13 protein-coding genes are annotated in these 11,045 nt (G+C 40.3%); 8 read left to right on the top strand and 5 right to left on the bottom strand.

The genetic code is table 11. The annotated features are described in order from the left end of the window. Positions 1-394: 394 nt before the first annotated feature. Together D6D85_RS00425 and D6D85_RS15905 are read left to right on the top strand one after the other, a co-directional pair. A complete protein-coding gene (locus D6D85_RS00425) occupies positions 395-637 on the top strand; it encodes a hypothetical protein (protein ID WP_125670065.1) in 243 nt (80 codons plus the stop codon). A gap of 16 nt (positions 638-653) precedes the next feature. Further along, positions 654-797 (top strand): hypothetical protein, encoded by a 144-nt coding sequence (locus tag D6D85_RS15905; protein WP_161969599.1) that lies wholly within the window; start codon positions 654-656, stop codon positions 795-797. Between the two features lie 88 nt (positions 798-885). Here the strand turns inward: D6D85_RS15905 and D6D85_RS00420 are convergent, their stop codons facing one another. After that, positions 886-1,377, bottom strand: coding sequence for a hypothetical protein (locus D6D85_RS00420; RefSeq protein WP_125670064.1), 492 nt, complete (start codon positions 1,375-1,377; stop codon positions 886-888). Between the two features lie 181 nt (positions 1,378-1,558). Between D6D85_RS00420 and D6D85_RS00415 the strand changes: the two genes are divergently transcribed. From D6D85_RS00415 to D6D85_RS00390, 5 genes are all read left to right on the top strand, one after another. Beyond that, on the top strand, positions 1,559-1,834 hold the full coding sequence (locus tag D6D85_RS00415; RefSeq protein WP_125670063.1) for a hypothetical protein: 276 nt from the start codon (positions 1,559-1,561) through the stop codon (positions 1,832-1,834). A gap of 627 nt (positions 1,835-2,461) precedes the next feature. Then, complete coding sequence (locus tag D6D85_RS00410) at positions 2,462-2,695, top strand: hypothetical protein (protein ID WP_125670062.1); 234 nt, start codon at positions 2,462-2,464, stop codon at positions 2,693-2,695. A 113-nt stretch (positions 2,696-2,808) separates the two neighbouring features. Next, complete coding sequence (locus D6D85_RS00405) at positions 2,809-3,579, top strand: hypothetical protein (protein ID WP_125670061.1); 771 nt, start codon at positions 2,809-2,811, stop codon at positions 3,577-3,579. Next, complete coding sequence (locus tag D6D85_RS00400) at positions 3,560-3,751, top strand: hypothetical protein (protein ID WP_125670060.1); 192 nt, start codon at positions 3,560-3,562, stop codon at positions 3,749-3,751. Before D6D85_RS00405 ends, D6D85_RS00400 begins: the two co-directional genes overlap by 20 nt. Before the next feature lie 287 nt (positions 3,752-4,038). After that, the gene (locus tag D6D85_RS00390; RefSeq protein WP_202617254.1) at positions 4,039-4,536 is read left to right on the top strand and encodes a hypothetical protein; all 498 of its coding nucleotides are present in this window, start codon (positions 4,039-4,041) and stop codon (positions 4,534-4,536) included. A 155-nt stretch (positions 4,537-4,691) separates the two neighbouring features. On the opposite strand, the gene D6D85_RS00385 is transcribed toward D6D85_RS00390, so the two are convergent. Both D6D85_RS00385 and D6D85_RS00380 read right to left on the bottom strand, forming a co-directional pair. After that, on the bottom strand, positions 4,692-7,817 hold the full coding sequence (locus D6D85_RS00385; protein WP_125670057.1) for an Eco57I restriction-modification methylase domain-containing protein: 3,126 nt from the start codon (positions 7,815-7,817) through the stop codon (positions 4,692-4,694). A gap of 3 nt (positions 7,818-7,820) precedes the next feature. Continuing rightward, a complete protein-coding gene (locus D6D85_RS00380) occupies positions 7,821-8,312 on the bottom strand; it encodes a hypothetical protein (RefSeq protein ID WP_125670056.1) in 492 nt (163 codons plus the stop codon). 284 nt (positions 8,313-8,596) lie between these two features. Between D6D85_RS00380 and D6D85_RS00375 the strand changes: the two genes are divergently transcribed. Beyond that, entirely contained in the window at positions 8,597-9,037 is a 441-nt protein-coding gene (locus D6D85_RS00375; RefSeq protein ID WP_161969597.1) for a DUF365 domain-containing protein, read from the top strand. Positions 9,038-9,122: 85 nt separating this feature from the next. On the opposite strand, the gene D6D85_RS00370 is transcribed toward D6D85_RS00375, so the two are convergent. Then, entirely contained in the window at positions 9,123-9,869 is a 747-nt protein-coding gene (locus D6D85_RS00370; protein ID WP_125670054.1) for a hypothetical protein, read from the bottom strand. Positions 9,870-9,977: 108 nt separating this feature from the next. Continuing rightward, entirely contained in the window at positions 9,978-10,688 is a 711-nt protein-coding gene (locus D6D85_RS00365; protein WP_125670053.1) for a hypothetical protein, read from the bottom strand. Between the last annotated feature and the right edge of the window lie 357 nt (positions 10,689-11,045).

Genomic DNA, 11,045 nt, shown 5'->3' with positions numbered 1-11,045 from the left:
TGGATAGAGGCTGCGGATGAGGAAAATGCAAGAACAACACTTGAGAAATTCAGGGAGGCTGTAAGGGAGAATAAAGCCCCGAAAATGCCTGCAAGCTGGAAGTGCAGGAAATGCGAATTCAGGCAGGAGTGCATCTCAAGCTTTGGCTAATTAAAGGGAAATATGGGAGTGCATTGTGAGGAGTTATGGAGGAACTGGAACACCTGTGTGAAAGAATCTGATAACTTGAATACTAAATCAAATTTTTAAAGAGAACTTTCTTTTTGCAACGATGTCCGCGCGCAACTGGACAGATTAGATTGTTTATTAAAGGTACCCTTGCAAGGAAACAGAGCAGTCCCTCGAGATAACCTCTTAACTATCAGCTACAAGAGAATAGTGGGAGCGTGAGGCTATGGATGTGGGAAGGAGGATTCCAGTTGTCCTCTGGGCCTCAGGGCATGAGATCCTTCCAGCAGAGGGAAAGGAGCTCAGGAGGATACTTGGGAACTTCGTGCTCTTGGAGTACAGGAACCCCATAGAAACAGGAAAGGAGCTCCTGGATATAATTAGGGAGGTTAGGCCTGATATCGTGATAGTCAGGGCACCCATCCCCGTTATAGCGAGCCTCCTAGCTGGGCAGGGAGTACGGGTTTGAGCTTTGGGAAGAGGAGATGGAGAGCGTGGGACGCAGTAGCCATCCGAGGTACGACGAGGAATGCGAGATGCTGGTTTCCCTTGAGGACGGGCAACACGAGGTGATGAGGTTCAGGCATTTCAACAGGATAAGGGAGATAAAAGTGGTGAAAGAGCCTTGATGGAGAGATAAAGATCCTAAATGCCAGAGATCTCGGGTACATTTTAAGACAGCTTATTTTTATTAAAAATATCTAACATCCAGTATAATCAGCCTTCCTCATCCTTTTTGTGCCTAGACGGCCTCCAGAGGTCAGAGAAGTCTAGCTTGTCCTTCTCAGGCTCAGTCAAAATATCCAGGTCGTTTACCTCCCTGGTGACCTCTATCCTTCTCTTCCTCATGTATGCCTCCTTTTTTATCCCCCTCTTTCTATCTATCTTCCTTATCATTATTTTAGTGTCCTCCAAAACAGCCCTCTCGGAGCGCCTCGGCCTCCTCTCATGGAATCCCGAGTAGGGGATAGCGGGGACAGTACTGCCCTTATCCCGCATTTCATCGATCTTCGCACCTATGTACGTGAGGCTCAGGAAAAAAGCGAGCAACCCGATGATAATGCCCACATAAATCAAGAGGAAGAGGAAGCCGAATAAGAGCGGAGGAAAGGCTATACAGGGCACTAAGAAGAAGATCAGGGCCGCTACTGCCCACCAGTTTCTCTCCAGCCAGCTATCCTCCTTTTTCTTGGATCTCCCTCCAGCCATCAGTCTCCTTATCTTCCACGTCTTCTTTATAAACCTATATTCAGGCAGGGGAGGTAGTATAGCCTCTTTTCTCAGCTATCTAACGGATTGTAGCGGAAAGATGGCCGAAGTAAGGAAACGAGGCCGAAAACTCACCGTCAAAAAGTAAATAAAACACAATGTGTACATTTGCTTGATCACAATGGATAAGGCCATAGAATGGAGGATATTACAGTTCCTCTTGGAGAGAGGGGCATTCGATAGGGAGCACGCTGTGAGCAGGAGGGAGGTAAAGGAGAGGTTCAAAATAAAGGAGAGCAGTTTATCCCAGAAGATGAGGAAAATGGCATACTACAAGTGGGTTGTTGGACATCCTGAGAGGTACAACAGGTTTTACTGGCTCGGTGAGAGGGCATTCGAGTTTTTGAAAGATTACAAGGACTTCATCAACCATCCATACAGGGACTTCTTGTACTGAAGAAGGGTTTAGCAGCTTTTGTCTCCAATCAGTTTTCATGAAATATCTCCCCTGATACCAAGCAGCGGAGATCCCTTCTAGCCCGAAAGAAGGCTCTCCTTAGTCCATTTTTACCTTGATGGGAAGTATGAAGTGTTTGGGGGATGTTCCCTACAAAGTGTTGCCCTCAGGTAAGTTTCAAGATAGTCATGCTTTAATGAGAGACATGGGTGCATCTCGAGCTTTGGTTGATAAGCCCTGAAGCGAAAATATCTCATTTAAGTCTCATCATAACCCTGTTTATCTAAGCTCCACAGCCGATCTATTGGCAATTTCAATAGGATTTGCTGCTGATTTTTATCTCTCGACCGTTTTCATTCTCTCACTTGTTAGTTGTTCCTTCTATCATGCAGTAGGCCATCAGAATTACTTGACCTGTCTCTTTGCTGCTTCTGAGAATTGGCTTCTAGTCCCCCCATTTTTCTCTCAACTTTTTCTTCGTCAAATTCGTCCATTAACTCTTAGATCCTCATTAATCATGTTGATAACATCGGCTGAAGAAAGAAGTGCTCCGCTTTACAATATAAAAGTTAAATGTAGATCTAATGAAACTTTATTAAGCAAAGACCCAAATAAGATGGTAAAGCGATGAAGGAGTATTACACATTGGTAGTTTTTCACGAAAGAGAAGTGGAAAAGATGCTGAGCAAGCTCAATCTAGCTGAAAAAGTTGAGAAAGGAGAGATAAAATGTGCTATATGCGGGAAAACAATTACCAAGGAGAATCTTGGAGCCATTTTGAGGAAAAATGGGAACATCCTGATAATTTGTGATAGCGTGAAGTGCATCGAAAAAGCTGGGGGGTTGATAAGTGCTTTCTGATATATATCAACTATTAACTTATTTACTATACCAAGAAATCTTTCCTATATTTGGAATTCTGGGAATTTTCGCGTTTATTATATTCCTCTTATTTATCCTTTATCCTGGAAAAGTTGAAAAATGGGGTATACTATTTAGTAAACTACTCGCTTACATATCAAAAAGTCATGAGAGAAGATATATCAAAGAATATAGAGTATAATATAAATAGGCATGTAGAAAAATTTAATAAGGAGTCCGGAGAAATTTTCACCTATAGAATCAAAGTAAAATGGACCGATGCTGACTCCATAGAGAGCGATCTCAGAGATAATGTCCTTGTTATAAAAATGAAGGATCACAGAAATCAATCTAGGAATTTTGCACTAGCTATAAGGGAGTATGTCCCGAAAGCCCTTATTCCCACAGCCCGAAGGTATGTACATCAAGGTCTCATGAAAGCCATCGACTATGTAATTTCTAAAGATATCCTTGCTGTGGATACTAATGCACTTAATTATTTTATTAACATTACAGCAGATGATATAAACCAAATAAAGGATCTAGTGGAGGAGACGGAGGAGATAAATAAAGAGGGACGTTTGACAAGGATTTTGCTATCAGAGTACAAAAAGCTGAGCTCACTTTACCCCACTGACCCAAAGCCTGATGTTCACAGGGAGACTAAGGAATTCGAGTCGAAGGTCTATAGACTTGCCGTAAAAGAACCGGAGGAAAAAGTTGATCCTACATATATCGGCAAATATATAAAGGCTGCTGTTGTCCCCATCGCTAAAATAGAAACCTTTAGGGATTTTGGGTTAGAAGCTCATATGAAGTTCATTAAGGAATCCCTAGAAAAAGGAGTAGATACTTTTTTATGTGGTGGCAGCTGGAGAGTTTAACACTTTCCTCGCAGGACAGGTCTTGGAAGAGGCTGAAAGACGCTATAAACTAAGGAGAATCTACGAAAATAAATACTATGGAACTTATAAGGGGAAAAAGATGAAGATGTTTGTGGGAATACTTACGGCATATGGTGAAAGCGTCCCTCAAACTGTCGATGCACAAGTGTAGACCGACCTTTATCCGATAGCAATCTTCCTATCTAGCAAACATTGAAATGATCGTGTCCTCGTGTGCGGCAAGGCTTTTGCATATATAACATCGGTCTCAGAGGGTATGCTTTGACAGGACTCACTTAGGTCAAGCAAAAGCTTTTATACACTAGGCTGCTATGTTTCTGAGGGGAACAATGTACTGGAAGTTTGTCTGCACAAATAAGACCGAGAGTGAGTGTTTTCAGAGGGCTCTTTTTGGTGATACTAAGAAGCTTTGGGACAGGATTAGGGATGTAAAGAGAGGTGATATTCTCTTCCTATATAATATCAATACAGATGTACTTTTCGGACCTTTCACTGCCGAGAGCGCACGGTGAACTGAACATCGAGCCAGACGCTTGGGGTGGACGTTTTTCTGCTCAAGTGAGGGTTAAGTGGAAGGCAATATCGATGATAAGGGGTGCTTCAACGAAGTTTAGCTTTCTAAAGAATATATGCCCGAGGCACGTCACCAAACTTTCCGAAGAGCAGGGTGGGGAACTTCTGAGGGCATTAGGCCCTGAATGTATCGAGATACCAGCTAAGTTTAAGTACGAAATTCAGAAATTGGACGGGGAAATCCATATATTGGCCCATAGGATAGAGGAGGAGATGAGATTCAGTAGAGACCATCCAGCGAATAGGGAGATAGATCTCGACAGGCTTAAAGGCGAATTCATAGCCAAGATGAAGGATTTCATTTGGGCTGTGAGGAAATTGGACAAGCATACTGGAATCCTAGAACTGCCATCGAGTAAGTAGGGTTAAAGGCATCTTCAATGTGGCTAAAAGAAGAGGTGAAGTTGTTCAAATCACTTAATATATCATTAAGAATAATAATTCCAGATATCTGAGAGGCAGGTATGAAAGAAAAATAGATACATTAAAGTTGTGCGTGTACTAACAACAGAAGATTATTATTCTTCCTCCTCCATCTCCTCAGCTGCTGTAGCCGGTTGCTGTGCATACTCATTTAACCATCTACCATATTCCATAAATTCATTATAATCACTATCACTTATATTCAGGACTTCTTTAATTTCCCTTATCAAATTCTCATAGTTATTTTCTATGATCTTCTTTGCAATTCCATTGAGATCTCTTATATTTTCTTGTCCAAATTCCTTTAGTTCCTCATCAGCTATGCTCCATATTTCAAACAATGATTGTGGAATTGGTAAATGTCCCATTATATATGCATTATGCCTATAGAACCCTCCCCTTGCGGACCATCCCCACAACTTAATTAAATTCCCAGCTAATTCACTGTTAAGGTACATGAGCAACTTAAGAGCCCTTGCACTATTGTTTTCAACAACAAAGTACACAGTTGTCGGAGGAATTAACAGCTTTTCATACTCTTTTCCGCAAATCTTCACACGTGTTTTCACAGGAAGATGAGCAGCCTCTATATGAGTAGCAATCTCTTGCCAAGCTATGCGATACTCTTCAAACTTATCCTTGGAGACCCTGAATATGGCCCATGGAGGCATTGTGTTTCTGTAGTCGTCACGTTTAATCAGTTTCTCGAGATTTCTAGTAAAATGCTCTGTCGCATATGGGGCATCTGGTATTCTAAGCCCAGTGACATGAAAGACAAAAGTTATTTCGCATATATTTCTTTCTTTGATCTTCTTTTCACCAGAAGTAATCTCAACGTTCACATTTAATAGCTTTGCCTTGTCTTTAGAGATCTCCCAGCAGGAATGGAGACTACATGGTGTGGTAGGAGTGACCCTGTATCCTTCTCGTTCTACTCTTTGTAAAATAGATTGAAGCATGGAACTAGCTATCTGAGGACAATTCTTCCCGATTTGAGCAACTTTGATAATATATTTCAGAGTTCCACCGCTTGGCTCTATATGTACATTACTACTGAGCAGACCTAATACGTTCAGGATTTTCCTTTGATCCTGATTCCACAGAGGCTCTAAAGTTTCAACGTCGTGAGGAAATATCATGAATTCCTCCCAGCTGTAGTAATAGGGATCTAAGTTCTCTCCTCTAACAACTGGATGTAACAAGCCGATCTCGACTTGCTTTGATCCGTCTTTAAGCTCAAGTAAAAGAGTGCCATCGCCACCCACAACCTCGCTACACATTACTTTGCCAATATATAGATAATCTGCGGAGGTTTTTACCCCCATTTTGACCTCGTATATATCTCCTAACCTTACACTAGCTTTTGTAATTCTTCTTAAAATACCTGCAATGAGCTCTGGCGCTAAAATCCACGGTGATCTCGGCTTATTTGGGTCTAATGGCAATTTTTTCTGCTCTATCTCAAACTCTTTTTTCTCACCAGCTGTGTTAGAAACCATTATTTTGACTTTATGATCTCCTGTAGGAACCTGTTTCTTAACTGATATTATCATGGGATAATTTACTGCATCTTGGAAGAGTAGCCTAGGATGCAGGCTATAGTCTCTTATTTCGAGAATTGTGTACCCTGTTATTTTATCTCCCTTCATCTTCTCCACGACAAGATCCTCTCTCATCTTTCCTGCATAAGTAGAACGAGCTATCTTAGAGGTTATTACGTATCCAAGCATACCACCTTCTTCTAGGAACTCAAGTCCTCTCTCGAGGAATGCTACAGAATAGTCAAACTGTTCCTTAAATGGAACTTTTGTCTTTTTAAATTCAGGATCATATGATGAACCTCTTTTTAACCACTCGTAATTTTCTCCAAGGAATTTTCTAATATGTCCTGCTTGCCTGCGTATTCTTACCCATGGCGGATTTCCTACAACAAAAGCACATCTTCCAGTTAAGCTTTGAACTATGAAGGTATTCTCGATAAGCCTGATCGTCCTACCATCGCAGCCTCTGTATATCTTATCTAACTTCTTGTAAAGCCTAGCTAAGTCTTTTATAAGAAAATCCTTATATTTAGCCATCTCGGTTTTCTCCACAAAAAATAGTACTTTGTTTACAAAATCTTCAAAATTCTTACCTTCGGAGATACTCCTTTTAAATATATCTATAATCCGTGCTCCTAGAATTGGAATGTTTGGCATCTCTATAACGCTATCTTCTATTATTTGACTGAGAGCTGGAATATCCACTTTTAAGGTGTTATAGAACATCTCATTCTTATTACTTACTCTTGCTAAGCTGTCAGCCCAGTATACTCTAATTTCTTCAGGGCTGTAGGTCATTCCTCTTTTTCCCATCTCATCAGCTATAGTCATTATTATGTTAAGTTTTGCCATTTCTACCGCGAATGGATTTATATCTACCCCGATGATAATGCTTTCTACAAATTTAGCTATATCTGGAGGTACTTTACCACCGAAAGAGTTAAATATTTTCCTAATCACCTGCACTAAGAACGAGCCTGTGCCACAGGCCGGATCAAGTATCAGTCTCCCGTTTCTTCTCCTCTTCCAGTCTTCATAAAGCTCCTGAATCGCGCTACTATTATTAGTTAAGCCTATGGCTTCAAGAACCTCCTTTATCAGATCTTCACTAGTATAGAATTCTCCTAGACTTCTTCTCAGCTCACGTGGTAGTATATTTTGGTAAATCTCTCTGAACATATCGAATGATATATATCCAAGGTTCAAGTTATAGATAATCTCAAGTAGTATATTTATACCATCAATTAATTCTCTCCTTAATTGTTCTTCCATGTCTTGATCTTTAATAGCCTCATAAACCCATTCAAAGACAGATTCATCAAAAATATTTCTCATTCTTTTAATAGAGTTTACATAATTTAAGACATCTTTTTCAGCCTTCCCCAATTTTGAGAGCACTATTGCCCTGATGAGTATGTGCAGATAAGTCTCTAGGGCAAATAAGAAGAGTTCTCTGTCCTCTTTTTTACCAGTAGTGACTCTTACCTCTATACTCTTGGCTAACTTCTCAAGGCTTTTCCAACCTTCCTCAGATATATTAATAGAGAGGGCATGAAGATTCTTCCACAATCCAAATAGACTGCGAACTGACTGAGCTACTGAAGTTCCTCTCCCTTTTGAGTTATACCAGTGCAAGGAATTATAAAGATGCTTTATTACCTGATACGACAGCTTAGACATAGTCTACACCCCGAAGATATCAGTTATATCTTCTGGTTTTACTACTACCATTTTTTCAGAACATAGCCTAAGGAATGTATCTCCAACTACCTGAGCCATTGATCCTCGTTGTTTGCACTTAAGTTCATTATTATCTAGCAACCAATACTCTGCTTCAATACCATTTGTCACTAGCCCATGAATCGCTATGTCTGTTTCGGATCTTAAGCTGTTCATATAATCATGCAATTGCTTTCTTCCCTTATCTAGAGGTTTGTTAGGAGGCTCCACTTCTATAACTATGTTGAATATTCTTACATCCGGTTTACCCTTTCCAATCATCTCATCTAATCGTGGAATGATATAATTTCTGGCTATTGCTAGTATATCTTTGCAGAAAGACTCCTCAAGCTCCGTCTTTAAAGCCTCTACAAACGCTTGACGAAGCTCGGCCTCGTTCTTAAATATACCTTTTTTACAATCCTCTTCAACACGATAAAGACTGGTATAAACCATAATCAACACCCATCTTTAATTCTCAAGAACTTTTTAGTACAGACCCTATTCCCATAGAAAATTCTTAATGAAGGTAATTTAGCAAACATTGAAGAACTTTTATCTATATTTGGGAAAAATCTCTTCAGAAAGTCCTTTAGAATGAGTTCCATCTGGAAATTATATTGATGTACTCTATATAAATTTTTCTTTCAACTTTTACGAAAAGGCCTTCACAGGGAATTCTCCCTAAACTCGGACATAAATTATTTATTTTTTCTCTCCATAAAAATCAGGGTGCTATATTGAGCGAGATCATAGGTGTAATATATCCTGTGCCCTCCAACCTGTTGCAGAGGATATTTACAGGCAAAGATGTGTTCATAAAGCATCCAACATGCTTCAAACAACTTAAGCCGGGGCAAAAGGTCCTTTTCTACTCATCTCACGAGGTAAGGGGCATTGTGGGAGAGGCCACAATAAAAAGGATCGAGATGATGAAGCTCGACGATATATACAGGAAATATGGAGAGAGGGTTTTCATAACAAGGGAGGAAGCTAGGAGCTACTCAAGGCCCTTAAAGGACAGGAAAAAGGGAGGCTCAGGCAGGGATGTGACATTTCTGGTTTTGGAGCTTGATAACATAAGGAAGTATGAGAAGGCAGTGAAGCCTAAGAGGTTCATAACAGTGGGAGGGAAGTACCTGACAAAGCAGGAGTATGAGAGCATAATAAGGTCTCAGTAATTTGCCGAAAAGCTTCTCTTAAAACCGGTATCACTTGTCAATTATGAATCCGAATAAAAACCCAGCTTGATCACCTAGTTTTCCGTCACCATCTCCCATGAAGGTATGACAGAAGCTTGTAGATGGGATATGGTAGGAAAATAGCAAACGCTGTGACGATAGCATTAAACAGTCCAATCTTAGGTTCGAGAAATTCCAATGCCTGAAATACTCCGAACATTCCAAATAAAACTGTCAATATAACCTGCGTTCTGGAGAGATTCTCCTCATAGAAAGTTCTAGCCATGTCATCTAGCTCCTGTAACCCAGATTTAAGTGCATCAACTTTATCTAAAAGCCTTAATTCTTTTTTCCCGTATTCCATGATACTTCTATCTGGATCCATTGAAAAAAGTGAGATACTATTGTACTCCTCCAGCCCATACATCAAATCCTTCCTTATCTCCGCTATCTCGCTGGGTCTCACAGTTTCCTCTCTTCTTCTCCTCTCCCTTAGCTCCTCAAATTTATTTCTGTAGACTGAGGTATACACATCCAGAATCATGTCCGACAGCAACAAAAATTCCACTGAGTGCACAAGAATGAACTCTGCTGATCGATATGCAATCTCTTTATTCTTCTTCTCAGATTTTAGCCTTTTATCTAATAAAGTAGAGCCCATGAAAAGGGATGTACCAATAGTTACAAACATGGCATAATCTACATCAGAGGATAGGTTTTCTCCTAGATCCTTCTCGGCAGAGTCCATCCGATAATATCTCCAGTTTTCATACCGTGTAAGAATTCCGACTATCTCCCTTAAATGCCTCTCAACGGCATCTTCAGCAGTCACACATCCATCCTGACACTTGTGCCCTCTGATGCACACAACTGTGTAAATAATACTGTATGGGAGCCTAAGCTTTTTCTTGAGCCTATCATCAGAGATATTTCCCTCTTTTCACGCATTGTAAGCTGCATCAAAGCCTTTATATTCGCTACTGAATGCAATAGCGGCCTGTAGAGGCGAAATCACGTTCATATCAATGAATTCACGGAGCGTTCCCTCTTCGGTTTTCCCGAACGGAAGCTTAATCATGCACTTTGCATTATCTAGCTTTCTCTCGATCTCTATCACATCGTCCGTCGAAAAACCGCCATCCAAGTGGATCCACGCTGTTAAAACACCAACTCCAGCATTGTGTAGGAGGAGGTACAGTTCGCATTTCAGCTCTCCAAGATATCTGAGCTCCTTGTCCTTGATGCTCACATGCAGGTCGGTTAATTTCAGCCTTACATATCGGTTCGATTTTAAGTATACAGGATTACATGATAAAATATCTTTCGAAATTATTCCTTTAAACATCATATGTTCTCTATTAATTTCCTCTTCAAGTTTCTTATTCTTCATTAACTCCTCTGCGCTAATCTTCTCCGCATTCTTGATCCCAAGCTCCTTCGCCTTGCGATAGATAAATTCAGATGTAGGCTCATAACCATCAGAAGGAGGAATCCAGATCCCCTCAACCAGTTTCCTCTTAGAAAACCACTCTCCGAGATCCTTTGCCTTAACAGGAGCTCCTAAGTCGAAAGGGATTACATAGACAATATCCAGATCCTCAAACCTTACTTTCTCTGTGCTTTTAACCGGTTTCCTTGTCTTTGCATTCATATTCTATCGAGAGTCGAAAACAATATAAATTTTGATGAAGATAAATTGAACTATGTTAAAAAGAGACTTATATATGCTACTAGGGAACTCGATTATTTCTAATAAAAGGAAGAAATAAAGAGCATCAGAACAACAATGTTAAATCTTAAATAATGATGAGATGCTCTAGTATATTAGGTAGGGAAAGAATGAACAAAATTCTAGGAAAAGGAGGTGATGATAGGCGAATAGATTTTATCTTGAACCCGGCCTTTACCTGAATATGTTCGAGGTGAATGTTCCATCTAATGCCGAGGTAAATGCCTTTATAGCCTCAGCCGAAACTTATCCAACTCTGCGCGCTCTACGAGCATTTAT

The sequence above is a fragment of the Candidatus Methanodesulfokora washburnensis genome (genome assembly GCF_003947435.1).
In the GTDB taxonomy this organism is placed as follows: Archaea; Korarchaeota; Korarchaeia; order Korarchaeales; family Korarchaeaceae; genus Methanodesulfokora; species Methanodesulfokora washburnensis.
Note: the sequence above shows the minus strand (reverse complement) of the source record. Positions and strands in the feature narration are given on the sequence as shown.

Coding starts and splice junctions, on each gene's coding strand:
- D6D85_RS00380 (WP_125670056.1), bottom strand. CDS start 8,312: ATGGTTTATACCAGTCTTTATCGTGTTGAAGAGGATTGTAAAAAAGGT.
- D6D85_RS00365 (WP_125670053.1), bottom strand. CDS start 10,688: ATGAATGCAAAGACAAGGAAACCGGTTAAAAGCACAGAGAAAGTAAGG.
- D6D85_RS15905 (WP_161969599.1), top strand. CDS start 654: ATGGAGAGCGTGGGACGCAGTAGCCATCCGAGGTACGACGAGGAATGC.
- D6D85_RS00410 (WP_125670062.1), top strand. CDS start 2,462: ATGAAGGAGTATTACACATTGGTAGTTTTTCACGAAAGAGAAGTGGAA.
- D6D85_RS00425 (WP_125670065.1), top strand. CDS start 395: ATGGATGTGGGAAGGAGGATTCCAGTTGTCCTCTGGGCCTCAGGGCAT.
- D6D85_RS00415 (WP_125670063.1), top strand. CDS start 1,559: ATGGATAAGGCCATAGAATGGAGGATATTACAGTTCCTCTTGGAGAGA.
- D6D85_RS00420 (WP_125670064.1), bottom strand. CDS start 1,377: ATGGCTGGAGGGAGATCCAAGAAAAAGGAGGATAGCTGGCTGGAGAGA.
- D6D85_RS00385 (WP_125670057.1), bottom strand. CDS start 7,817: ATGTCTAAGCTGTCGTATCAGGTAATAAAGCATCTTTATAATTCCTTG.